Annotated in this window: 31 protein-coding genes; 8 read left to right on the forward strand and 23 right to left on the reverse strand. The window is 61.5% G+C overall.

Annotated features, from left to right (window positions below; all coding sequences use genetic code 11):
• The 23 genes from J4G38_RS24750 to J4G38_RS24860 form a co-directional block, all read right to left on the reverse strand.
• On the reverse strand, positions 1 to 1,585 hold a 1,585-nt coding region (locus J4G38_RS24750), incomplete at its 3' end, for a hypothetical protein (protein ID WP_226163829.1).
• The gene (locus J4G38_RS24755) at positions 1,585 to 2,130 is read right to left on the reverse strand and encodes a hypothetical protein (RefSeq protein ID WP_226163831.1); all 546 of its coding nucleotides are present in this window, start codon (positions 2,128 to 2,130) and stop codon (positions 1,585 to 1,587) included. The genes J4G38_RS24755 and J4G38_RS24750, both read right to left, overlap by 1 nt.
• Complete coding sequence (locus tag J4G38_RS24760) at positions 2,130 to 2,510, reverse strand: DUF5675 family protein (protein WP_210521589.1); 381 nt, start codon at positions 2,508 to 2,510, stop codon at positions 2,130 to 2,132. The genes J4G38_RS24755 and J4G38_RS24760 overlap by 1 nt, the downstream gene beginning before the upstream one ends.
• 231 nt (positions 2,511 to 2,741) lie before the next feature.
• Positions 2,742 to 4,610: a hypothetical protein gene (locus J4G38_RS24765; protein ID WP_210521590.1), complete on the reverse strand. Its 1,869-nt coding sequence runs from the start codon at positions 4,608 to 4,610 to the stop codon at positions 2,742 to 2,744.
• Entirely contained in the window at positions 4,610 to 6,286 is a 1,677-nt protein-coding gene (locus J4G38_RS24770; RefSeq protein WP_210521591.1) for a hypothetical protein, read from the reverse strand. The genes J4G38_RS24765 and J4G38_RS24770 overlap by 1 nt, the downstream gene beginning before the upstream one ends.
• 11 nt (positions 6,287 to 6,297) lie before the next feature.
• A complete protein-coding gene (locus J4G38_RS24775) occupies positions 6,298 to 6,795 on the reverse strand; it encodes a hypothetical protein (protein WP_210521592.1) in 498 nt (165 codons plus the stop codon).
• A gap of 32 nt (positions 6,796 to 6,827) precedes the next feature.
• The gene (locus J4G38_RS24780) at positions 6,828 to 7,346 is read right to left on the reverse strand and encodes a hypothetical protein (RefSeq protein ID WP_210521593.1); all 519 of its coding nucleotides are present in this window, start codon (positions 7,344 to 7,346) and stop codon (positions 6,828 to 6,830) included.
• 30 nt (positions 7,347 to 7,376) lie between these two features.
• Positions 7,377 to 8,075 (reverse strand): recombinase family protein, encoded by a 699-nt coding sequence (locus J4G38_RS24785; RefSeq protein ID WP_210521594.1) that lies wholly within the window; start codon positions 8,073 to 8,075, stop codon positions 7,377 to 7,379.
• A 107-nt stretch (positions 8,076 to 8,182) separates the two neighbouring features.
• Entirely contained in the window at positions 8,183 to 8,560 is a 378-nt protein-coding gene (locus J4G38_RS24790) for a hypothetical protein (protein ID WP_210521595.1), read from the reverse strand.
• A 142-nt stretch (positions 8,561 to 8,702) separates the two neighbouring features.
• Positions 8,703 to 9,974, reverse strand: a complete 1,272-nt coding sequence (locus J4G38_RS24795; protein WP_210521596.1) for a toprim domain-containing protein — start codon at positions 9,972 to 9,974, stop codon at positions 8,703 to 8,705.
• A 238-nt stretch (positions 9,975 to 10,212) separates the two neighbouring features.
• On the reverse strand, positions 10,213 to 10,803 hold the full coding sequence (locus J4G38_RS24800) for a hypothetical protein (protein WP_210521597.1): 591 nt from the start codon (positions 10,801 to 10,803) through the stop codon (positions 10,213 to 10,215).
• 229 nt (positions 10,804 to 11,032) lie between these two features.
• On the reverse strand, positions 11,033 to 11,371 hold the full coding sequence (locus tag J4G38_RS24805; RefSeq protein ID WP_210521598.1) for a hypothetical protein: 339 nt from the start codon (positions 11,369 to 11,371) through the stop codon (positions 11,033 to 11,035).
• A 28-nt stretch (positions 11,372 to 11,399) separates the two neighbouring features.
• Positions 11,400 to 11,645 (reverse strand): hypothetical protein, encoded by a 246-nt coding sequence (locus J4G38_RS24810; protein ID WP_210521599.1) that lies wholly within the window; start codon positions 11,643 to 11,645, stop codon positions 11,400 to 11,402.
• 2 nt (positions 11,646 to 11,647) lie between these two features.
• Positions 11,648 to 11,863: a hypothetical protein gene (locus J4G38_RS24815; protein ID WP_210521600.1), complete on the reverse strand. Its 216-nt coding sequence runs from the start codon at positions 11,861 to 11,863 to the stop codon at positions 11,648 to 11,650.
• Positions 11,864 to 11,885: 22 nt separating this feature from the next.
• Entirely contained in the window at positions 11,886 to 12,038 is a 153-nt protein-coding gene (locus J4G38_RS24820; protein ID WP_210521601.1) for a hypothetical protein, read from the reverse strand.
• The gene (locus tag J4G38_RS24825; RefSeq protein WP_210521602.1) at positions 12,031 to 12,576 is read right to left on the reverse strand and encodes a hypothetical protein; all 546 of its coding nucleotides are present in this window, start codon (positions 12,574 to 12,576) and stop codon (positions 12,031 to 12,033) included. Before J4G38_RS24825 ends, J4G38_RS24820 begins: the two co-directional genes overlap by 8 nt.
• A complete protein-coding gene (locus tag J4G38_RS24830) occupies positions 12,569 to 12,910 on the reverse strand; it encodes a hypothetical protein (RefSeq protein ID WP_210521603.1) in 342 nt (113 codons plus the stop codon). The genes J4G38_RS24825 and J4G38_RS24830 overlap by 8 nt, the downstream gene beginning before the upstream one ends.
• 2 nt (positions 12,911 to 12,912) lie before the next feature.
• Positions 12,913 to 13,194: a hypothetical protein gene (locus J4G38_RS24835; protein WP_210521604.1), complete on the reverse strand. Its 282-nt coding sequence runs from the start codon at positions 13,192 to 13,194 to the stop codon at positions 12,913 to 12,915.
• A gap of 39 nt (positions 13,195 to 13,233) precedes the next feature.
• Entirely contained in the window at positions 13,234 to 13,638 is a 405-nt protein-coding gene (locus J4G38_RS24840) for a helix-turn-helix domain-containing protein (protein ID WP_210521605.1), read from the reverse strand.
• Between the two features lie 11 nt (positions 13,639 to 13,649).
• A complete protein-coding gene (locus J4G38_RS24845; protein WP_210521606.1) occupies positions 13,650 to 13,937 on the reverse strand; it encodes a hypothetical protein in 288 nt (95 codons plus the stop codon).
• Entirely contained in the window at positions 13,937 to 14,242 is a 306-nt protein-coding gene (locus J4G38_RS24850) for a hypothetical protein (protein ID WP_210521607.1), read from the reverse strand. Before J4G38_RS24850 ends, J4G38_RS24845 begins: the two co-directional genes overlap by 1 nt.
• On the reverse strand, positions 14,235 to 14,528 hold the full coding sequence (locus J4G38_RS24855) for a hypothetical protein (RefSeq protein WP_210521608.1): 294 nt from the start codon (positions 14,526 to 14,528) through the stop codon (positions 14,235 to 14,237). Before J4G38_RS24855 ends, J4G38_RS24850 begins: the two co-directional genes overlap by 8 nt.
• 64 nt (positions 14,529 to 14,592) lie before the next feature.
• Complete coding sequence (locus J4G38_RS24860; protein WP_210521609.1) at positions 14,593 to 14,856, reverse strand: hypothetical protein; 264 nt, start codon at positions 14,854 to 14,856, stop codon at positions 14,593 to 14,595.
• Positions 14,857 to 14,989: 133 nt separating this feature from the next.
• Between J4G38_RS24860 and J4G38_RS24865 the strand changes: the two genes are divergently transcribed.
• The 8 genes from J4G38_RS24865 (at position 14,990) to J4G38_RS24900 (ending at position 20,311) form a co-directional block, all read left to right on the forward strand.
• Positions 14,990 to 15,469: a helix-turn-helix domain-containing protein gene (locus J4G38_RS24865; protein WP_210521610.1), complete on the forward strand. Its 480-nt coding sequence runs from the start codon at positions 14,990 to 14,992 to the stop codon at positions 15,467 to 15,469.
• 12 nt (positions 15,470 to 15,481) lie between these two features.
• On the forward strand, positions 15,482 to 15,712 hold the full coding sequence (locus J4G38_RS24870) for a hypothetical protein (protein ID WP_210521611.1): 231 nt from the start codon (positions 15,482 to 15,484) through the stop codon (positions 15,710 to 15,712).
• 69 nt (positions 15,713 to 15,781) lie between these two features.
• Positions 15,782 to 16,486: a hypothetical protein gene (locus tag J4G38_RS24875; RefSeq protein ID WP_210521612.1), complete on the forward strand. Its 705-nt coding sequence runs from the start codon at positions 15,782 to 15,784 to the stop codon at positions 16,484 to 16,486.
• Positions 16,487 to 16,569: 83 nt separating this feature from the next.
• On the forward strand, positions 16,570 to 16,938 hold the full coding sequence (locus tag J4G38_RS24880; RefSeq protein WP_210521613.1) for a hypothetical protein: 369 nt from the start codon (positions 16,570 to 16,572) through the stop codon (positions 16,936 to 16,938).
• Between the two features lie 62 nt (positions 16,939 to 17,000).
• On the forward strand, positions 17,001 to 17,237 hold the full coding sequence (locus tag J4G38_RS24885) for a hypothetical protein (RefSeq protein ID WP_210521614.1): 237 nt from the start codon (positions 17,001 to 17,003) through the stop codon (positions 17,235 to 17,237).
• Between the two features lie 43 nt (positions 17,238 to 17,280).
• On the forward strand, positions 17,281 to 18,069 hold the full coding sequence (locus tag J4G38_RS24890; protein WP_210521615.1) for a sensor histidine kinase: 789 nt from the start codon (positions 17,281 to 17,283) through the stop codon (positions 18,067 to 18,069).
• Between the two features lie 17 nt (positions 18,070 to 18,086).
• On the forward strand, positions 18,087 to 18,968 hold the full coding sequence (locus tag J4G38_RS24895) for a restriction endonuclease (RefSeq protein WP_262906230.1): 882 nt from the start codon (positions 18,087 to 18,089) through the stop codon (positions 18,966 to 18,968).
• An 8-nt stretch (positions 18,969 to 18,976) separates the two neighbouring features.
• Positions 18,977 to 20,311: a phage integrase SAM-like domain-containing protein gene (locus tag J4G38_RS24900; protein ID WP_210521617.1), complete on the forward strand. Its 1,335-nt coding sequence runs from the start codon at positions 18,977 to 18,979 to the stop codon at positions 20,309 to 20,311.
• Positions 20,312 to 20,459 lie beyond the last annotated feature (148 nt).

Genomic DNA, 20,459 nt, shown 5'->3' on the forward strand with positions numbered 1-20,459 from the left:
GCCCCAGCGTTAATGGCACGCCCCGTAAAAACCCGCTCCCGGATTGGGCCGGCAACGCTGCTTCCTGCACGTTGTTGGTGACGCCAAAATAGGCCAGTTGCGTCACCAGCCAGCCAGCCAGCCCCAGGTTGGCGATGGCGCTGGCCTTGTCCTGTAGGTCGCTCAGGTTGTTGGCCTTGCTTAACAATAGCCCGGCCACGGCTTGCACGAACGCGGTGGTGGCCAGGCGCGTGCTGTTGGTGCCGGCGGCGGGGGTGGGGGCGGTCGGGGTGCCAGTCAGGGCGGCACTGGCCAGCGGCGCTTTGGTGGCCACCAACGACGTGAGGGCGCTGCTGGCCGATTCGTCGGCCAGGAAGCGGTTGAGCACCTCTAGGAACGTATCTACATCTGCCGTCGAGCCGGCCAGCAGGGCGTCGAGGCGGGTCTTCTGCGCGTTCACGGCGGCAATCGTGTTGGCATCCGCAGTATCCACGTAGGCCTTGGTCACATCGCCGCCCTCGGCCGTGAGCGCATCCGCACCCAGGTCATAGGCCCACACGCCGACCGTGCTGGTGTCGATGGCGCCGTGTGCCACCAGCATGCCGGGCGTTACGCCACCGGAAAGCCAGCCGGTGATGTTGTCAAACCGGCAAAGGATATCCCCCCCGGCGCGGTGGGTCACGCCGTACAGCTTGCCGGGAATCGGCGGGGTGTCGGCGAAGCGGGCCAGCAGGTCGGCAATGTCCGCCGCTTCCTCGCCGGTGCGCTCCACGTAGCTGTTGTGCACGTTTACCCGCACTTCTTCTCCGTTGCAGATGCCCACCATCGGGAGCCGGCCCGACTCGGTGCCGACCAGCTCCACGTAGCGCCCCTGGCCCAGCTCCACCGCATACCGCCGGCCGGACGTAGCCGCAAAATCGTCGTCGAGCGCCACGGCAGTGGCCTGGCTGATGCGCTGGAAAAAGACGGCCGCCGCCGCCGGGGCTGCCAGCCGGCGCCAGTTGGCATCGCCCGTCAGGCTGCTGGGGGCCGGCAGCTGGCCGGGCACCAGCGCCTGGTAAAAGCCCCGCTCGCCGGCCAGCAGGAACGTGACCGTGAAGTCCACCGGGTAGCCCGGCGGCGTGCCGGTGCTGTTGAAGGTGGCACTGTAGGCCGGCACGTTGGCCGCCAGGGCTTCGGTGGACCCGTGCAGCACCCACTTCACTGGCACTAGCGGCGTGGGCGGGGCCATGTGGCCGTCGCGCCAGCTTTGCATCCCCGACCAGGCGGGCACGCGGGGGGTGTTGTCGTACACCAGCTCGTACCATTCCGGCCCCTGCTCCGCCGCGCCAAAGTCCAGGCGCAGCAGGGTACCCATGTACATGAGCAGCGGGTCCAGCTCGTCGCGGGTGTGGTCGCTGTACTCGCAGCGCGGGTCGCTGCGGGAAATGAAGCGCACGGACTTGAACCCGCTGGGACTGTCGTTCGGGCCGCGCTTGGCCAGGAAATCGAGGATGCTGGCCAGCGTCAGCCGGGCATCGGCCGGGGTAATGACCCCGGCGGCATTGTCGGGAAATTTGGCCGTGATGAGGCTGTAAACGGCATCAAGGTCGGTGGCGTAGGACATCAGCTAAAGCCAAAATTGAACCCCGCCGACCAGGCCCGGCGGGCGGCGGGCGGCGTGAATTCCTGTTCTAAGTAAAAAGGAGCCCGCTCCGGCAGCACGCCGGTGAAGGTGAAATCCAGGGCGTTGCGGTCGGTGCCCTTGCGGCCGGTTTCCGTGCCGATGAGCAGCTTCAGCGGCCACTCGGGCGTGCCGGCCAGCTTGGTGCGCCCGTTGCCGTCGAGGAAGGCCACCAGGTAGCGGCCGCCGGCCAGCCGGGCCACGGCCTCGGAGACGTCGGGCGCGTCGCCGGCGATGAGCAGCGGCAGCTTCACCTTGTAGAGCAGGCCCTGGACGTCGTCGTCGGGGTCTTCGGTGTAGCCGGCCGACTCGGGCAGGAAGTACAGGTCGGCGTAGTTGAGCGGGTCCACCAGCTCCAGCGCCGTGGTCACCACGCTGGCCACCGGCTCGGCGCAGGCGCGCACGTTGGCCACCGGCCAGAGCCGCAGGGCCAGCAGCCCGCCGATGTTGAAGCCGCACGGCGGCGGAATGGAAAGCACCGGCAGCATCAGTGAATCGTCAGCTCCAGAGTGGTGTACTTCACCAGCTCGGTCATCAGCGCCTCAAAGGCTTCCACCGACTTGTAGATTTTGCTGTCGTTGGGCAGCTTGGCCAGGCCCACCAGCACGCAGGCATCGGAGTCGGCGGGCACGGTGCCGCAGTGCATGCGCACGCCCCAGCTGGCCGGCACGTGCGCGCCAACGAGCAGGGGCATGAGCTTGCGAAATTTGGGGCTCACGTTGAGCAGCACCTGGTAGAGGCCGGCGGGGATGGCCACCCCGACCCGTTCCATGGTGTAGCAGAAGAATTTGCCGTTGAGGTAGAGTTCGCCGAGCAGGCCGCCGTGGGCCGGCGCGGCGCGGCGTAAGTCAAGTAGTGCGTGGTTCATGCGGCCAAATAGCCACATTCGGCCGCCGGGTAGTAGGCCGATTGCCGGGACCGCCGCCCCGGCAATTACCCGGCAATTGCCACCCCATCCGGCGGCGGCGGCGGCCATCACTCCCCTACCCCCGGTTGCCCCCTGGGCCGGAACTGGCAAATCCTGGGCCGGAACTGGCAAGTTTATTTTCTTCAAAACCATCACCTTTTTTTCGGGTCTTTCGTATTCCGTCCCGCGTTTTTACACCCGCACCAGCTCGGCCGTGGCCGGCTTGCGCAGCGGCACGCTGGCCGTGAGCGTGCGCACCAGGTACTCCACCCCGTCGAGGCGGATTTTGCGTGAGAGGTCGAGCCGGGCCAGGTCGAGCGTGCTCAGCCGCAGCGGCTGCTTCACCGCTACGCCCCGGCGCTTCACTTGCAGCCAGCCGCGCAGCAGCTGCTCGTAGGTGCCGGCCGGGCCGGCCAGCCGCAGGCTCAGCGCGCCCACGGCCGCCCCGGCCTGATTGGTGGCCAGCGGCGTCACCAGCGGATACAGCGTGCCGTCGCTGGCCGGCTGCATGCCCCGGTAAAAGAGCAACCGCAGCACCGCCGGCCGGGCGGCCGCCTTCGGGTCGGGGTTGCCCGGCTCGTAGCCCGGCCGGCTCAGGGCCGGCACCTGCAGGCGGGCCGCCGCGGCCGGGTCGTAGTCGAGCGGGTGCTGCGGGTCGCGCCGCACTGGCACCTCGCCCAGCAGCGTGTAGCAGCTGCCCTGCGCCACCTCGTCGCCGCCGGCCCCGCCCACCGCCACACCGGCCAGCGCGGGGCCGAGCAGCGTCCAGGCCAGCGTCGTGGGGTTTTGGAAGAGGGTGGGCCGGCTTTGGTAGTACGCATCTTCCTGGCGCACCAGCCGCGTTTGCGCGGCGGCCCCGAGCGGGGCAGTGGCGGGCAGGTCGGCCAGCGTCTCCACGGCCGGGCTGAGCGTGGCCGGGTCGGGCTCCTGCTTGAGCAGGGCCGTGGCCAGCACGTCGTCGGGGTCGAGCTGGTACACCAGCTGGTAGGTGGCCGCGTCGTCAATCGTAACCTCCGCCGGGCCAGCCAGCGCGGCCGTTAGGTCGGGCACGGTGCCGGCGGGTTCGGCCACCACGTCGCGCAGCAGGGCTGTGCGCACGCGCTGAGCAGCTTCGTCGAGGAGCACGACCAGGCCCAGGTCGCGGCGCAGGGCGGCCAGCAGCTGGGCCACGGTCAGGTCCGGCAACGCATCGGCCAGGTGGAAACTGCTCTGCACCACGCCAGCGGCATCGGGCGCGCAGCGCACGGCGTTGGCCGGGCTGAAGATGACCAGGTCACCCAACTCACCGGGCAGGAAGTTGGGCTCGTCGACGCGCAGGCCGCTTTCTTCGAACAGGCAGCGCAGCACGTAGCGCAACCTGGGAAACGGGCTGGCCAGCTGCCCGTACACCGGCAGCGTCACACCGTTGAAATCGGCGTACTTCATTACGCCCAGGTACGCGAACGAGCCCCCGGCCGGCAGGCCGTAGTTGAAGGCGGCCGGGTCGGCCGTCACCCAGGGGTTGAGCACGATGGGCTGGCGCACCTCCCCGTCGGCAAGCGCCGGGGCGGGGTAAAAGTCATCGCAGCGCACCGGGGCAAACACGTAGTCGTAGGCCTCCGGGTGCAGCGCCACTTCGTTGGCGTGGCGCACCCAGCCGGGCAGCTGGAGCAGGCTGCCGGCCCCGCCCAGGGGCTCGCCGGGTGGCAGCTGGCGCACCCCGCCGTAGGCAAAGGCGGCCAGCGCCCGCCCGCTCAGGCTGGTGGCCAGCGCGCCCAGGGCCCCGCTCAGGTTCACGCTGTACTTCACCGCGCTGGCCGTGCGCACGCGCTGGGTGCCCACCAGCAGCGGCAGCCCGTCGTCGTAGAGTTCGGCCGGCAGCTCCGCGCCCGGCGTCGCGTCGGCATCGAGCCGCTCGGGAAAGCCGTAGAGCGGCCCGTTGGGCGGGGCCGGCACCGTGAACGCGTAGGAAAAGGAGCCGCGCACCACGTCCTCGTCGAAGAGCGGCGAGTGGTACTCCAGCTGCACGCTGGTGCCGGGGCTGAGCCGCACCGGCCGGTTGTTGGAACGAAGGTCGAGCATCAGGGCAAATCAGCGTACAGGTCGGCGGCAAAGGCGTAATCGTATTCGAGCAGCATCCCGCGCAGGGGCGCCTCGTCGGCCGCGTAGGCCACCTGGCGCTTGGTGGGGTCGAGCGGCAGCAGCCGGCCGGCCTGCCATTCCCACACGTCCCGGCTGAGCACCAGTTCCTGCAGCCAGCGCAGCTGGGCGGCCGTGAGCCAGCCGGTGGCCAGCTTGAGCTTGCGGCTGCCCGTCACGGCGAAGGCCTGGCGCTCGGCCGCGGGCGCGGCCTCGCCGGCGGTGGCCGGCAGCTCGGCCCGGTCGGGGGTGCCGTCGAGCACGGCCTCCCGCCGGCCCTCGGTGCGCAGCGTGTCGAAGCCGCCGAGCGAGTTGCTGAACAGCAGGTAGCGGGTGTGCTCGCTGGCCGCCACCATGGCAAACGTGACCAGCGGGCTCAGCGCCTCGCCCAAGGCGTTGTACAGGCCCAGGCTCACGGCATCGGTGCCGGCACGGGGCAGCACCGGGATGGCCAGCAGTCGGCCGTAGGCGCCCCGACCGGCGCTCAGGTCCACCGTTTCCTCTTCCACCAGCGGCGGGCTGGTGGCAAAGCCGGTGCGCACGTAGCTGCGGCGCACCGTGAGCACGGGCGTCGCGTCGGGGCAGAGCCAGCACAGCCACTCGGGCTGCGCGGGCGTGAGGCGCTTGCCGGCGGGCTGCCAGCTGAGAAACGGCGGCTGGCCATACGCTTCGAGCCGGTAGGCGAAGTAGTCCACGTCGCGCCGCTCGGGCGGCAGCCCGCCAAGCAGCGCCGTGCGCAGGGCGCTGGTGACGAAGGCCGCCGGCTGGCCGGCGGCCAGCACCGTGGCCGTGCGCACGAAGTAGTTGAGCAGCGGGGTGCGGCACACCACCGTGGCCAGCGGGGCGCGCGGGGGCACCACGGCCCGCAGCAGCGGCGCCAACAGCGTGTCGAGGCGGAAATCCAGCCGGCCGGCGGCATCGGCCCGCTTGCGCAGGCGCAGCACCAGGTAGAAATCCTCCTCCTGGTGCTGGCTTTCGGCCCAGAGTTCGAGCAGCACCTCGGCCCCGGCCGGCGCGGCCACCGGGTACCACAGCGGCTGGCGCACGAAGTCCACGCCCTGGGGCGCACCGGCGGGCGCGGCCGGCGGCGGCGGCGTGGCCACGGTGAAGGCCACCGACCGCTGACAGCTGCTCAGGCCCGTGTCGCTGGCCGTGAGCACGTGCCGGCCGGGGGCCAGGTCGTAGAAAGTGCCGCTGGTTTGCGCTGGGCTGCCGTCCAGGCTGAAGCGTACCGCGCTGTGGGCATCCGTGGCGGTGCCCGTCACGTTGGCCCCGGTGGCCGTGGCCGTCAGCTGGTGGGTCAGCCCCAGGTCGCAGGTGAGCGGCGTGGGCGGCACGTAGCCGCAGTTGAGGCTGTCGGCCTGGGGCACGACGGTGAAGCCCCCGGCCCCGTCGTGCTGGTAGCTCAGGCGCGTGGTGCCATCGCACTTGCTGAAGAACTCGCCGACCAGGCTGTAGTCGGTCGGCTGGTTGTGGTTTTGGAAATCGTCATAAATGCCGTGGCTGGGCGTGACGGTTTCGTTTACCTCATCAAACTCGTAACGGTTCTCGTCGTACGTCGACCCGTACACCTGCGGGGTGTACGGGTCCTGGTAATTTTGTTGGTTGGAATAAGCCAATAACAGCAGAATCATACGCCCTGCCCTCCTTCCTGCACCCATTTGGTGGCATCGTACTGCACGGCCGGCGCGTATTGCGCGAGTTCGAATTCCAGCCGCCAGCCGATTTCGTTGTCCACCGTGAGCGTGGCCACCGGCTCCAGCTCCTTTTCGTTCAGGCTAAAGTGAAACCGGCGGGCCTTGCGGTCCCGCAGCAGGTAGCTCAGCACCTGCAGCGCAATGTCCTCGGCCAGCGCCCAGCCGGCGTCCTGGGCCTCGTAGTCGTCGCTGGGCACCTTTTGCAGCACCACGAAGGCGCAGCGCCGCTTGCCGAGCGGGGCCGTGCCGTCTTTTTCCTCGAAGCCCAGCGAAGGCGTCTCCAGCCACAGGCAAGGGTAGTCGATGCCGCTGCGCGAGCCGCTGATGATGCGCCCGGCCGCGCCGTGCACGAAGCTGCCGGCCAGGGCCACGTTTGCGGCCGCCAGCCGGCGGAAATAGTCGATAAAATCGGTGAGCTTCTCTGGTTCCATGAACCAAAGGAACGCCCCGGACCCATCCCCTTTTAGGACCTAATCGCGTAATCGGAAAACAGCTCTTCCCGGCCCAGGGCATCGTAGAGAAAGTGGCCCTGGCCGTTCTCCGACAGGATTTTGTCCTTGTAGTCGCGGTAAATTTTCCGCAGCATCTCCAGGTCGGCGTCGCTGGGGTTGATGTCGTAGAACTTGCAGAAGTGCCGCAGCGCGCTCCGCTCGTTCTGACTGGCCACCACGTGGCCCAGCACGAACTGAATCATCTGCAAGCCGAAGAGCTTGTCGAACGATTCGCCCATCTGCTTGGCCGATTCCGGCGTGAGGGTGTAATGCTTGAGCGCCGTGGGCAGCGTGAGCTGCACCACCGGCCCTTCCATGGCCTCGGCCCGCCGCAGCTGCCGGAAGGGCTGCTTCTCGACCTTCATGCGCACCACCCGGCCCAGGTAGGTGTTCTGGTGCACCGCCCAGGGCTGCTCCGCGCCAAAAATATGCAGTAAAAACTGGCGCACGTGGGCGCGCACCGGGATAGCGTAGACAGTGGGTTTGCTCACGAAGGGAGGGGTAGGAGTTTTAGCAAAGATTCAACTAGTTAACGCGACTATTTGGGACGAAAGTGCACGGGAATTAATTGGATTTTCAGGCGAAAGCGCGGCCTTCACTTTGAGCACCGTATTAGAAGAACATTTCGCTAACACAGCAATATCGCGCATCGGAAGGCCATTCTGCAAATGCTTGACCACTTTGGGGTATTTGGCCAATAGTTTTTGCACATTTTGGGTAGTACCGACCGGCCGGCCCTTCTGCGCGCCGGCGGCGAAGGCCACGGCCTGGCCCGATTTGATGCGGTGGCCCATGCGTTCGGTTTCCATCTCGTCCACCTCCATGAGCACCGTCATCACCAGGCGCGCCATCGGGTTGACTTTGCCGTCGGGCAGCAGGTAGCCCAGCTGTATGTTGAGGGCAAACACCGACACGCCCCAATCGCCCAGGTCTTCGACCACTTTGCGGGTTTCCCGCGCCCGCCGGCCCAGGCGACTCAGCTCCGTTACCAGCACCTCCTTGATGTGGCCGGCCCGGGCCAGGTCGTAAAGCTGGTCGAGGTCCGGCCGCCTGGCCCGGCTGTTGCGCGAGCCGCTGAGCTTCTCGGCGATGGTGGCCACCACCACGCGGCCCGCGCGGTCGGCGTGGCGCTGGGTATCCACCAGCTGCCGGCCGAAGTCCTGGGCTTCCTTGCTCACCCGGGCGAAGAGGGCGACGGGAATGGGGGCGTCTTGTGTCATATTAACCAGGTGGTTTTCGAGTGACAATTTTTGGCTTGAAAAAACGCCCCGTAAATAGCTGTTTTCGGGGCGTTTTTTCGACATACTTTTTTTGAGACAAAAGCAGGTCAGGTGAAATCAATAAACTGTTCCAGATTGAGCGACTTCTGCTGCACCTTGCCCAGCGGCACGTGGCCACTCCAAGCATGGGGCCATACGTAGAGCATGATGGCCACCAGCTCGTCCATCTTCAGCCGGAACTTCACCGGCTTCCGACGTGGGATTCCGACGTGCCTCAATTCCCGGTTGTCGATTCGCTTCAGTCGCTTGGCCACGCGCTCCAGTACTGGCAACGCCACCACGACGCCGGCCGACTCGACTTGTCTACCAGGCCGCATGTGCAAGCGCACCAGGTTGCGGCGGCCGCAGTCCGCTACCGCCCACCAGAGCAGGCCGGCCTCGCCACGCTCCAGTTCAATTATTTGGTCGAGGTGAGACAGGTTCATTGCTCAGGGAAAGAAGTTGGCCAGGGAAGATTGAAAAAGCGGCGGCGGTCGGGGCGCTGGCGCCACTCCAGGTACTCCAGTACCACGATGCTGGCCAGCATACCCACGGCCACCAGCTGCAGCAGTTGGTTAGGTGAAAAAATTAGTATTCGTCTGACTCGTCGAAGACCGGCGGCACGTAGCCTGGCACCACGGGCTTGGCGTTATACTGGCCGGCCCACTCCAGTATTTTATATTGGCGGCCGGTGGTCCGTTCACAGATGCGGTAGTAGTCGAGCTGGTGCCCCATCCGGTTCCGGAGTACCCGCAGCTCCTCCAATCCGGCGGCGTCGTTGGTGTGGCAGTAGAAGGCGCATTTGCCGGTGCGGCCGTAATACTTCGTCCCCCGTTCCCGTTTTTTGAACACCACCCAAAGCCAGTACTGCTGCGTCACGCTGAGCTTGCTCCAGACCGCACCACGCGGGGGCAGGGGCTTGGTGGGCCGGGTTTTGGTTAGGAAGTCGTTGAAGTCTTTATAGCCGCGGTACAGGTCGTTGTGGGCCTGCACGCGGCCGGCCGGTAGCGTCTGGCGCAGGTAGTCCAAGGCTTTGAGGCCGGCCGCGTCGTTGTCGCCGAACCAGTGCACCACCGGCGCTTCCATCAGCTCAGGCAGCGCCTGGCCGACGAGGCTAACGGAATTGAGCACCAGCACGCGGGAACGGAAAAACGATGTTTCGTAGTGCGTCAGCGCGCTGAGGTAATCCATGAAGCCCTCGAACACCATCACGCCGGCCTCAGCCCCTTTCAGCCAGGTGAGGCCCTTGCCGCCAATCGTGCCTTGGAAACGCGGATTGCGCACCTCCCAGCCGGCGGCCGTTTTCCAGCCCAGCCCGAAATACGGTTTGTCGCGGGTTTGCCCGTCGACGCGGTAGAAAATCTGCTGCAGCGTGGCCATGGTCTGCTCGCTGCGCTGCACCAGGCGCCAGTTGATGCCGCGCTCGGTTAGGTACGTAATCAGCGGCGGCCAGGCCAGCTTCTCGGTGCGCACGTCGGTGAAGGTGCGCGGGCCTTCCGTGTAGCTCACGCCGGTGGGCCGGGCCGGCACGAAGTCGGGCAGGTCGGTGGACCAGGCCCGCAGCATCAGCCGCGCCACCGGCAGCGTCACGTCGGCGATGCGCATAACCAGGTCGAGCACGTTGCCCCCGGCCACCTTCTGGCCCGGCCGGGGCGTTTCGCCGTAATCAGCCCACAGGTTTTTGGGCTCAGACACCACGAAGGAGGCCGTTTTCTCTTCGCGCAGGGGGGATAAAAAGTAGTAATTGCCGCCGGCGGCCTGCCCGATCGGCTGGTGGCCCAGCTTGGCCATGAAGGAGAGGATGGAAACTTTCTTGTCGGCGGCACGAGCAGCGGCCGAACTGAGGGTAGTAGTAGCCATGAGAACGGGTTTTTCGAATTATTTGGAAATGAGGGCCCCTACCCACGTCCTGACAGGGACGAGGCGGAAATCAAGCGGCCGGTTTTTGCGGCCGCGCCCTTCTTTTTTTTTCAGCTAGCCTAGGATATCCACCGTGAGGACTGTGGAAAAGTCGTCTGAAAACCGACGTTCCTATGCTTCATAATATTTATGAAGCTCCCAGGTTATAAACAAGGGCCAAATGCCCGCATTGGGTTTTTTAAGAACGTTTTCGGCCTTTTTCGTTTTGATTCATGAACGAGGCCAAGGCGAGCAGATTGGCCTGTCCAGCCTGCATGAGGGCCAACGGGGCCATGGGTGCCGTGGCGGGCACGCTACGCAGCGCAGCGCCCATATCCGGCCCGGCCACCCGGCCGCCTTCGAACACCAGGATGTCGGGGTTGAGCAGCAGCTGGAGGCCGCCGCGCACCTGCACCTTGGCCCGCAGGAAGCCGGCCTCAATCAGGGCCAGAATGTGCCGGTAGGCGGTTTTGGGGTCTTTTTTATGGATGCGCTTGGCCAGCGACGTGCGCGTGGTGTAGATGGCCAGGTTGATGGCCTTATCCGCTTTGCTCCACTTGTCCATGAAGATGTGCATGACGGCTTCCATCAGGTTCGTCACGCTGCCTTTGCCGTTGATGACCGGCAGCTTCTGCTTGCGGGCGCCACTGGTGGCCGCGGCCAGGTGCGCCGGCAGTGGTTTGGGCTGGATGGGGGCCGGGTTCTGAAGAAGCCGGTAGAGCTTCGACCAGGTTTTGGCGAAGTTGAGGTACGGCTTGGCGGCGTCGGGAATAAAAGCAGGACGGTGCATGAGGAATGAGGTGAAATGAGTGGGCAATAAAAAATCAGGGGCTGCCCAAAAAGGCAGTCCAGTGCGCACCCGGCCAGCGTCGAGCTGGCATGCCGTTGGGACGAAGTTTTTCCACCTGGTGAGGCAAAAACCAACGGGTCTTCGTTAGACGACGGGGCTGCTGCGCGCAGCAGCTGAAGGCCAGTGGCCCGGGCGGGGCACGGCCAGCGGTGGTGAGGCTCCGCATGGGCTAGTGCCGACGCGGAATGTGGGGCATTGCCGTGCATCCCGGCGACTTCTGGGTCGCAGATGCTCCCACGGGTGCTTCAACCAGGTCAATGAACTGGGTGAGGGTGTCGAACAAGCCTCCATAAGACTGCGGAGAGCGCACAAAATCAGTCACTATCGTGGCTGTATTCCACGCGGTGGTCAATGCCGCTTCTATTTTGTCGTGCATGGCCATTGCCTGCGCGGTGGCCTCTTGGCGGTCCTCTAGCTTCTTACCAAAGAGGGCCTGGTAGGTGAGATAATTGAGCTTGGCGCGCAAGGCCTTTAGCTCCGTGACGGTTGGGGCAAATGGGTGTTCCATGGAATGGGGTTGGTGAAAACTGGCCGTGCTACTTCAGCGGCTGAGTAAAGAGGTTAGGGGTAAAGGCCGGCACGGCTTTGGGCGGCGGCTCGGGGGCGCTGCGCTCCAACTCGTCCAGCACCAGCCACCGCATGGTCAGCAGGCAGCGCCCCGTGAGCTGGTCGCGGGCCTTGAGCGAATTGAGCCAGGTAAGCACCTCCTGCGCGGTGGCGAAGTTTTTGGGCCACGGCGCGCGGTCGGGGCTCGTCGGAGGCAGGCTGGAGTCGGGGGCCATGCTCAGCGCTGCACGGGTTTGCGGAAAGCAGCCAGCAAGGTGTAGTAGACTACTCCCAGGGCTACAACCAAGACCACGGCCAGCCACGGCCCCCAGAGGGGCGACGTGACCACCCACCAGCTCAGCGCCGCCAGGCCCGATTGCCTGAGCAGTAGCAGCACGAGGCTGAACAGTAGAATGGCGCCGAGAAACCGGCGAATAATGGTTTGATAGTGCATAGGAAAGGAATAAGGGGCGGTGTTACTTGCGCAGGATGTCGTCCACGTGCCGGCTGATTTCGAGCGAGTCGTCGATGCCAGCGGAATAGCCACGGTCGTAGGCCCCGCGCAACAGGAGAATGCTCAGGGCCAGGTTAGCCAGCGAGCAGAGCAGGAGGAGGAGCCACTCAGGCATTGGCCACCTCCTTTCTCATGTAGGCATCCCAGCCCCGCACGCCGGCGTTGGTGTAAGCCTGCCGCTCCGGATGGTTCACCGGCAGCTTCCGGATGTAGTCGGCCGATACGCTCACGGTGCTTTTCGGCTTGGCCGCCTTCTCCTTTTTCTCCACGATGGCCTTGGCCTTCTGCCGCACCCGGGTGCTCAGCGCTGGCAGGGCGGCCTCCGCCTTTGGAACAGCAGGTTTCGCCGGGGCTCTGCGTGCTGGTTTTGCTACTGAAGCAACTTTAGCAGCCCGGCGCATCGGGGGCTGCGCACGCTGGGCCGGGCGCGGGGGCTCCACCACTACTGCCGGTGCCTCCACCAGGGCCCAATCACGCCGCATGGCCACGTCATTCGTGTATTCGATGCCATCACAGGGCAACTCCTCGCTCTGCACCGCCAAAGCACGAAAGTGACCACGTGTCGTAGCGATGGTATAGGTCGTGCCCTGCTGGTAGCCGCGCCGCGACGAAGTACCCTTAAAAACCGCTTTTACCCAATCCAGCTCAGCCATTATCCACCCCTCCCTTCTCGACGCTGCCCAGCACGGTGTTTACGCCGTTCAGGCGCGATTTCAACGATTCTAAGGTAAATTTCAAGCCTTGCTCCGCACCAGCATCGGGCTGCAATCGCCCCAAGCCGTAGAGCGCCAGGTGCGTTTCCGTCGCTTCAATGGCATCCAGCAAGTCGCCCCGCTCGACGCGCTTGCGCTGCAGGTGCAGCGCATCGGGCTGCGGAATTTCCGATACGGGCCGAATCACCACGTTTTGGGCCTGGCTCAGGCTCATCAGGAAGGTCGCCATCTGGCCACTGGCCGGCTGGGAGCAGTAAACGATAAGGTTTTCCATGCTCAGGCAGCGATGGCAACGGTGGAACCATCGATTTCAACGCCAGCGGCAACGAGGCCCGCTTCGGCGTTCAGTTCATCCAGGCGGCCCTGGTGCACCTTGCGCAGCTGGATTAGCTCGCTCAGCGTTTCCTCGGCAGTCCGGGCGTCGGCGCTGCCGGCCTGGTGCAGCTGGGCCATGCGCTGGAGGTGGTTGATTTCGGCGGTGAACATTTTCACGGCCGTCTCGTGGGCTTTGGGGCCGAGTAGCATAAACTCGTCGATGGTGATGGTGAGGACTGACATTGGCTTATGAGATGTGGTTTTTGGTGAACTGAAAAGGCATTAGGCCACCTTCCGAAGCGCTTGCTCCGACGTGGTGGCCCGGGATTTTTTGGTTGCTTTGCCCGTGGAGGCCGATTTGATGGCTTCGGGCAGGCCGGCCCCCAGCGAGGGCGTCAGCACGCCCACGCCCAGCCCGAAGGCCTCCACGTCGGTACGCTTGAAGCGCAGGCGGCCGCTGTAGCGGTGCGCCTGCAGGTAAATGCGCTTGCCGGCTTTGCTGAAATCGCCCTCATTCACCCATTTTTCCACCGTGCGCGGGTCGAACTGGGTGTAGGTGGCCACCTCCTGCAAGCTCATGAACTCGTCCGCCGCTGGCTTGGCCGCCGCCACCAGGTGCGCCAGCACGGCATCGAGCTTTTGCTGGAGGGCTTGGAAATCTTCGGCAGATGGAATATTGAGCAGCATAATTAGGCGACTTAGGCGACGGCGGAACCGTCAGGCCGGATAATGAGGGGAAACTTATTGGCCAGAAAAAGGCAGCGCTGCGCATAGAAAAGGCCGGCTACTTCTTCGGTGAAGCACTCGAAAGCATCGTCCCGCAGTTGCTCGGTCGGCCAGTCTTCGTAAGTGTGAGCCGCCACACCAGTCGGAAGCATCGTTTTGGTGTCGATGCACCAGCCAAAGCCCTCTAATGGGGTGTAGCTGTCCCGTTTCTCGACCAGCAACTGGCCGTGCGGAAAATCAAAAAGCTTGGCAAAGTGCATCAGGCAGCTTGGGCTTGGGGAAGGAGAAGTTGAAAGGCGCGGTCGTCGGTCATCACGATTTCCCGGATGCCCACGGGCGGCTTTTCCACCAGCCACATTTCGGCGGCGGTGTAGCCTTCCTCCTGCGCGGTGCGCAGGTCAAGGGGCATCGAGCCATTCACGTAGACTGTGAGGTGGCCCGCCTGGTAGCAGTAGCCCAAAATGGGCTCGACAATGGCCGCACCGACCGGCAGCGCGGCTACGCGCACCTGCTTGCCGCTGCGGGCATCGGTGAGGAAAACGGCGGGCGTTGGGGCCTTATGCAAGGTGGTACGCTTGGATGGCCAAGGGAATTGCCGGCGTGCGGCTGCCCACTAGGCGTTGGTGCCGAGCGCGTCGGCGGGTTTCGTAGGCCAGCACCAGCGGCATTTCTTCGGCAAAGCGGGGGTGCTCGGCCACGGTTTCGGTGCCGAACCGCTCCAGCTCATCGAGCGGGACCAGTTTCAGCACCTTGGGGTCGGGCAGGAAGTGGGTCACTAACTCGTGCAGGTCCCGCATGCACGGTTTTTTGGCGGGGGCCAGGTCCGCTGGCGCGTCGGTGTTGAGATGCATAATGGGAGCTGAAAAAGGGGGTTTTGGGGGTGAAAGGATAGTTTTTATAAGTCAACAGGGCCCCTTATTCCTCAAATAAGAGGGCATCTGCGGCCACCACGGGGTGCAGATTATCCGGAATGGGGAATTGGGGAATGCCGCGCTTCACCATGTCGATGAGCCAAGGCAGGTGCGATTTGCGGCCGGTGCGCACATTGAGCAGGTCCGACATCTTGGCCTCGTGCCCGTCGCGAATCATCCCGTCTACCAGGCCGGCGGGAAAGTCCTCGCACACCAGCGAGTAGAGATGAAAAAACCGCTGGCGGTTGGTGGTGAGGGGAGCGTGCATGGCAGGCTTGACACGATTCCCGCTGGCCTTGCTTTATTGCAAGCGCTTTGGCGTGTACATGCTGCAAACATACGCAGGTGCGTTTTATATAACGCGCATATTTGAAGTAAATAAATAACGCAGTGCGTTAAATATGTCGCAAACAACTATTGGTCAACGAATAAAAATCCTGGTTGACGGGCTAAAAATCAGCGTTCGAAAGTTTGCGCAGACACTTGATGTCAGTGAAACCAATATCCGCAACTACACAGACAGGGGAACCAAACCCAGCTCAGACGTCCTGGAGAAAATAATACTCCATTTTCCACAGACAGATATAACCTGGCTCCTTACTGGCCAAGGCGACCCTTTTCTACCCAATTCTTCCCCTTCGAGTGATTCACATAACATTTCTACAAAAAATTTTCAAGGCAACGTTGCCGGTGCGAACCACGGCCACATGACCCAGTCCGTGGGCTCCCATCCTAACCTCCCCGACTGCGAGAAAGACTTGGCCGTTGCCAAAAACGAAAATGCTCTGCTACGCCAGCAAGTCCAGACGCTGGGCGAACTGGTAGCATCCCAAAAAGAAACCATCACGCTGCTGCGCACCAGCCGCAATACTTCCGATTAACCCATTTTTCCCATGAAAAAACCTTTCCTCGCTGCCTTGCTCACCGTTGCCCTACTCGGCACCGCGTGTTCGTCCTCTAACGATTCCACTCCCGCCCCTTCACCCTCCAGCACGGCAGGCGACGTGAAGTGCGGATTTCATAACGGCAATCAATTATGGAAGGGTCCACAAGGCGGCTGCTATTACATCAATAGCAGTGGCAACAAAGAATATGTGGCCAAAACAGAGTGCAGCAGTTGCTAAACCATAAGGAGGGTACCATTCAAATCCTACTTAAACAGCCTTCCTAACCCAATTTCTCCCACCTACCCAATGGCAAAGTTTCTACTGTTTCTACGCTGGCTTTTCGGCGTTTCTTTTATCGTCGCGGGCATCACCAACATACCGAACACAGTTGCCGGAGGCACACTGGTGGTATTGGCCGGCCTGTTAATGCTTCCCCCAACGTTTCCCTTCTTTTCCCGCATTACTGGCAAATCCTTCAGCAAGCCAGTTAAATATGCTTCAGTCATTCTACTCTATGCAGCTGGCTTTTTCTTGGTTTCCCGCAGCCAAGATGCCCAAGTTGCGGAAAAGAAGCAGCAAGAGGCCGAGAAAGAAAAGCAAGAGCAGTTGGCCTTTGAAAAGCTGCCAGCAGCAGTCAAAGACAGCATCACTCGCGAAAGAGTCCGGCTGGAAAATTTCAAAAAGGTGGTAAAGGCCCGGCAGGACAGCATCACCAAGCAGCGGCAAGTTGACAATGTCGCTTACGAAGCCCAAAAGAATCGGAAGGAAAAATTAGAGGCACAATTTAGTGCCTACGATGGCTCGCATCGCGGAGTAGAGCAGTATATCAAAGACCACATGAATGACCCCGACAGCTACGAGCATGTAGGCACTCGCTTTATCGATAAAGGCGATTACATCGCGGTGATGACCCAGTTCCGGGGCAAGAATGCATTCGGGGGCAAAATCCTAAGCTCAGCCGTTGCCAAGGTCGATTTCGAAGGCAACGTGCTTTCCCTGCAAATGCTGTAGAAATGAAAATCACATGCCAGGGCGCCACAGCGGCTAGGCCACGATAATTGCCTTTACTAAGAATGATTTCCTTAACGCTACGTGTGCTTCTCGAACGACGAGCTGAGCTGCAAGGGCTATTCGATACGCTTCAGTACCGCATCAAACCCACGGAGCCCGACGCGGCTAACCAGCTCGAAATGCTAGCCCAGCGGGCCCTCGACATCATTCGGGAATGGCCCGATGAGTTTTGGCCGCTGGAATCGGAGGAAAATCTCTGGCCCGACCGGCCCGACGTTATCGAGTACCTCGAACTCGACGTCCGCAGGGCTAAGGACTACCAACTAGCCCACCCCCGGCCCTTCAATGTTGACGTCGATTTCGATGCCTACATGGAGCTTCACCGGGAGATGTTCGGCGCGCTCTACTGGTTCCGTGCGCCGAAAAAGGAGGATGAGCATGACGACGAATAAATGAAAAGCCAGGCGCGCATGTGCACGCCTGGCCTCCTTTCCATTTCCCACTTGCCTAATCCATGGACACCCGTACGATTCCCCTACCCGCCGGCGTTGTTGAAGTAACTGCTAGCGGCACTAAGGTGCTCATCAATACTAAAGCCATTGCCAAGGTTGCTCCTACCAGCCAAGGGGGCACCAGCATTTTCATACTCGGCAACGAAGGCAATGTGGGCTCAACTCTCCCTTACGAAGAAGTCATTAAGCGCATCCTGGTGGCGCAGCAGCCAGCAGGTCCGGAAAGCTCAGCGGCATAAGCAATTCACTGTTAGACCCACCCGTTCTTTAGTAATCTACCCAATGGCCAAGAAAGGATACATCAATCCAAAATTTCTAACACCAGCCCAATTGAATCTGAAGATTCAACGGCTTAATGAAACCATTGAAAAGAACAGACTCGCTAACACGGTCAAGTATAATGCGCTAGAGAATTTTACAACTTTACTCACTGCCTTCGCAGGGCATGATATAAAAAATGCCCTTCTCAATATGGAAGGGGTGGTCCAACTGCTGAATATTAACAATGTCACGGAGGAAGACATCCTAAATATCAAGGAGTGTACCAGTCGAATTCGGGAAACACTTGAAGAATTTACGAATCTGGGGCTGCCACAGGACACGAACGTAATCGAGCCTTTTGAAATCGTGAAGCTGATGTCCTCACTCAATATCCTACACCGGCACAACCTGTTGTACGATATAATTGACTACACAGTCATCTACAAAGTACCTAAATCGACCTTGGTGCAGCAGAATTTTCATTGGCTTATCCAATCATTTAACAATATTTACATCAATGCCCGGAATGCGCTCAAGGGTGTTGCTGGCAAAAAACTTCAAGTCACCATCTCCCGTGACGAAACAAATCTGACCGTATTAGTGAGCGATAATGGCGTCGGCATCCTTCCTGAGAATCGTAAGCGCATCTTTGAGCCATTTTTTACCACCACCAAAGGCAGCGGTATCGGCCTGGCGCACGTAGTCCGAGTTATGGAAAACGTGCACGGCCACGTTAGCTTATCCGAAGAACCTGGCTTCACCACCACTTTCAAAGTCACTTTTCCCCTGCTATGCGACACTCAGTCCTAATAATCGACGACGAGGCCATGGGTGCCCGCAACCTTGCCAAGCTTTTCGAAAATGAGCGGCCGAACATCAAAGTCCTTACCGCGTCAACCGAGGAGAGCATCGAACATCGGATAGAAAATTTCTATTTCAATGTGGCCATCGTCGACTTGCGCATGGATAACTTCAACCGCAATGGTATCGACTTTATTAAGCAAATAATTGAGGTCAACCCCTTTGCACGCATCATCATCATGAGCGCGTTCATTCCGGAGTTCTCCGCAGACATTGCTCAAATTTTTGCGTCCGGCAAAATCATTGACGTACTCAAAAAGGACGATTTCAAAATATTCAGTAAACGCATCCTGGAGGCAACGGACAAGGCCCTCGAAGCATACGAATCCAACCCAGCGCTTAACCAGAAGGCCCTGAATGATTTGTATGCGGAAGCCAAAAATGAACCCAATGCTTACGTCAAAGGAATAAAATTCGAGAATTTCACTTCCTTTCTCTTTGCCCAAATGGGGTTCCCCCATATCACCAAACGTGTTCGGGACAGGAGCCTTAACGAAGTAGACCTGATGCTTCGTAATGAGGTGCCAGACAACTTCTTCAGCAAATTCAAGCAATATATTCTGGTTGAATGCAAGAACACGGAGGATGCTGTTGACAAAAACCAAGTCCTTCAGTTTGTCTCGAAAGTTGAGCAAGCTGCGGCACTCTGCAATTTGGGAATCATCATTGCGGCCAGCTCCTTCAAGAAGACGGCCTTAGATGAGATGCTTCGTCATTCAGACAAACCGTTTAAAGTCATCTTTCTAGCCAATAAGGAAATTGCCCGCCTGATATATGCCAGTGATATTGCTGAAGAATTTAAAAACATCATCGATACACAGGTAAAGGACAATTATATAGCCAGCTAAGACGAGACGTGAAAATCACGCGCCGCCTCCGCCTCGAACGGCTGGCTACGGACGGCACCGCCGAAATTCAGCTCACCTTTGCCTGGGAGGGCAACCGCCTGCGCATGGGGGCCGGCTCCGTGGTGAAACCCGAGCATTGGGATGCGGAAGACCAAGAAGTGAAGGTGACCAAGGCCGCCCCACACGATGCCATCAACCGCCGCCTCAACCGGGCCAGCGAAGCGGCGGCCGAAGCCCAGCAGTTCGCTACCAAACAGGGCCGCAAGCTGCCCAAAGCGGAACTCAAGGCCGCCGTCGAAGCATCGCTGCACCTCATGCCAGTGGCCCCGGTGCCCACCAAAGCCGAGCAGACCGCCACCGGCTTTGAAAGCCTCCAGCGCGACTGGATAAACGAGCAGGTGCACCGGCCCCGGGGCCAGTCGGGCAAGCCCATGGCCAAAACCACCAAGAGTGGCATGCTGGCCACCCTCCAACGGTTTCTCGATTACGAGCAGGCCCGGGGCATCCGCCTCGACATCGAGCGGATGGACTTGGCCTGGTACCAGGACTTCCGCACCTACATGCTCGACGAGCTGGGCCAGGGCATCAACACCTTCGGCAAGCACATTTCCCGCCTTAAAACGTTTCTCACCTGGGCGGAAGCTGAAAAGGACCTGGCAGTGCACCGGCATTATCGCAAGTTCACGGCCCCCAGCAAGCGCGGCAAGGTCGATGCGCTCAGCGAAAAGGAACTGTACCAGCTAGCCGACCTCAATTTCCGCGACCCGGCTACGCGGGAGCAGCTGCTGGTGCTGCGCGTGGCAATGGGCCGCAGCATGGGCAAGCACCAGGACGAGGAATCGGCGGAAGCCTGGATTGCCCACGTCGAGCTGGCCCGCGACAAGTTTCTGGAGTGCTGCTACACCGGCCTGCGCATCAGCGACGCCAACCGTGCCGCCTGGCAGCACGTGCGGGGCAACCTGATTGTGCTGGAGGACACGGCCAAGAACGAAAACACGGTTTACATTCCCTTCTACGACGACGACCTGTTCCGCCCCGTTGAACTGGCCAACCGCTACGAGCACCGTTCCCCCCTCGACCTGCTGGTGCCCGAGTGCTACCGCACCAACGAGTTCCTGAAAGTGGTGCAACGCCTGGTGGGCATCACCCGGCTGAACCTAACCACCAAAATCGGCCGCAAAACCTTCGTCACGCTCAAGCTCTACCAAGGCGTTTCGCAGCGGCTCATCATGCAGGCCACCGGCCACAAAACCGAAGAGGCTTTCAATGCCTACGTGGGCGTGGATGAGCTGCGCCTGGTCGAGGAATTCATGCGTAAAGCCACCCGCCGCCGGGCGGCCTGAGGTGGCGTTTTTGGTGGCGGATTTTATGCTTACCGATGCAAATGGATGCTACGCGGTGCGGGGCAAAACAACCGCTGTTATTACTCTCCCTGCACAGTGACACGCTCACCCGCGTGGGATAGCATTCACAAACTCCTTACACGACCAC

Origin of the sequence: Hymenobacter terricola, assembly GCF_017921975.2 — a bacterium.
Classification (GTDB): Bacteria; Bacteroidota; Bacteroidia; order Cytophagales; family Hymenobacteraceae; genus Hymenobacter; species Hymenobacter terricola.

What these genes read in the sequence shown, in the direction of transcription:
- J4G38_RS24755 (WP_226163831.1), bottom strand. Translation starts at nt 2,130, where the DNA reads ATGCTGCCGGTGCTTTCCATTCCGCCGCCGTGCGGCTTCAACATCGGC.
- J4G38_RS24760 (WP_210521589.1), bottom strand. Translation starts at nt 2,510, where the DNA reads ATGAACCACGCACTACTTGACTTACGCCGCGCCGCGCCGGCCCACGGC.
- J4G38_RS24765 (WP_210521590.1), bottom strand. Translation starts at nt 4,610, where the DNA reads ATGCTCGACCTTCGTTCCAACAACCGGCCGGTGCGGCTCAGCCCCGGC.
- J4G38_RS24775 (WP_210521592.1), bottom strand. Translation starts at nt 6,795, where the DNA reads ATGGAACCAGAGAAGCTCACCGATTTTATCGACTATTTCCGCCGGCTG.
- J4G38_RS24785 (WP_210521594.1), bottom strand. Translation starts at nt 8,075, where the DNA reads ATGACACAAGACGCCCCCATTCCCGTCGCCCTCTTCGCCCGGGTGAGC.
- J4G38_RS24790 (WP_210521595.1), bottom strand. Translation starts at nt 8,560, where the DNA reads ATGAACCTGTCTCACCTCGACCAAATAATTGAACTGGAGCGTGGCGAG.
- J4G38_RS24795 (WP_210521596.1), bottom strand. Translation starts at nt 9,974, where the DNA reads ATGGCTACTACTACCCTCAGTTCGGCCGCTGCTCGTGCCGCCGACAAG.
- J4G38_RS24800 (WP_210521597.1), bottom strand. Translation starts at nt 10,803, where the DNA reads ATGCACCGTCCTGCTTTTATTCCCGACGCCGCCAAGCCGTACCTCAAC.
- J4G38_RS24805 (WP_210521598.1), bottom strand. Translation starts at nt 11,371, where the DNA reads ATGGAACACCCATTTGCCCCAACCGTCACGGAGCTAAAGGCCTTGCGC.
- J4G38_RS24810 (WP_210521599.1), bottom strand. Translation starts at nt 11,645, where the DNA reads ATGGCCCCCGACTCCAGCCTGCCTCCGACGAGCCCCGACCGCGCGCCG.
- J4G38_RS24815 (WP_210521600.1), bottom strand. Translation starts at nt 11,863, where the DNA reads ATGCACTATCAAACCATTATTCGCCGGTTTCTCGGCGCCATTCTACTG.
- J4G38_RS24820 (WP_210521601.1), bottom strand. Translation starts at nt 12,038, where the DNA reads ATGCCTGAGTGGCTCCTCCTCCTGCTCTGCTCGCTGGCTAACCTGGCC.
- J4G38_RS24825 (WP_210521602.1), bottom strand. Translation starts at nt 12,576, where the DNA reads ATGGCTGAGCTGGATTGGGTAAAAGCGGTTTTTAAGGGTACTTCGTCG.
- J4G38_RS24830 (WP_210521603.1), bottom strand. Translation starts at nt 12,910, where the DNA reads ATGGAAAACCTTATCGTTTACTGCTCCCAGCCGGCCAGTGGCCAGATG.
- J4G38_RS24835 (WP_210521604.1), bottom strand. Translation starts at nt 13,194, where the DNA reads ATGTCAGTCCTCACCATCACCATCGACGAGTTTATGCTACTCGGCCCC.
- J4G38_RS24840 (WP_210521605.1), bottom strand. Translation starts at nt 13,638, where the DNA reads ATGCTGCTCAATATTCCATCTGCCGAAGATTTCCAAGCCCTCCAGCAA.
- J4G38_RS24845 (WP_210521606.1), bottom strand. Translation starts at nt 13,937, where the DNA reads ATGCACTTTGCCAAGCTTTTTGATTTTCCGCACGGCCAGTTGCTGGTC.
- J4G38_RS24855 (WP_210521608.1), bottom strand. Translation starts at nt 14,528, where the DNA reads ATGCATCTCAACACCGACGCGCCAGCGGACCTGGCCCCCGCCAAAAAA.
- J4G38_RS24860 (WP_210521609.1), bottom strand. Translation starts at nt 14,856, where the DNA reads ATGCACGCTCCCCTCACCACCAACCGCCAGCGGTTTTTTCATCTCTAC.
- J4G38_RS24865 (WP_210521610.1), top strand. Translation starts at nt 14,990, where the DNA reads ATGTCGCAAACAACTATTGGTCAACGAATAAAAATCCTGGTTGACGGG.
- J4G38_RS24870 (WP_210521611.1), top strand. Translation starts at nt 15,482, where the DNA reads ATGAAAAAACCTTTCCTCGCTGCCTTGCTCACCGTTGCCCTACTCGGC.
- J4G38_RS24875 (WP_210521612.1), top strand. Translation starts at nt 15,782, where the DNA reads ATGGCAAAGTTTCTACTGTTTCTACGCTGGCTTTTCGGCGTTTCTTTT.
- J4G38_RS24885 (WP_210521614.1), top strand. Translation starts at nt 17,001, where the DNA reads ATGGACACCCGTACGATTCCCCTACCCGCCGGCGTTGTTGAAGTAACT.
- J4G38_RS24890 (WP_210521615.1), top strand. Translation starts at nt 17,281, where the DNA reads ATGGCCAAGAAAGGATACATCAATCCAAAATTTCTAACACCAGCCCAA.
- J4G38_RS24895 (WP_262906230.1), top strand. Translation starts at nt 18,087, where the DNA reads ATGGGTGCCCGCAACCTTGCCAAGCTTTTCGAAAATGAGCGGCCGAAC.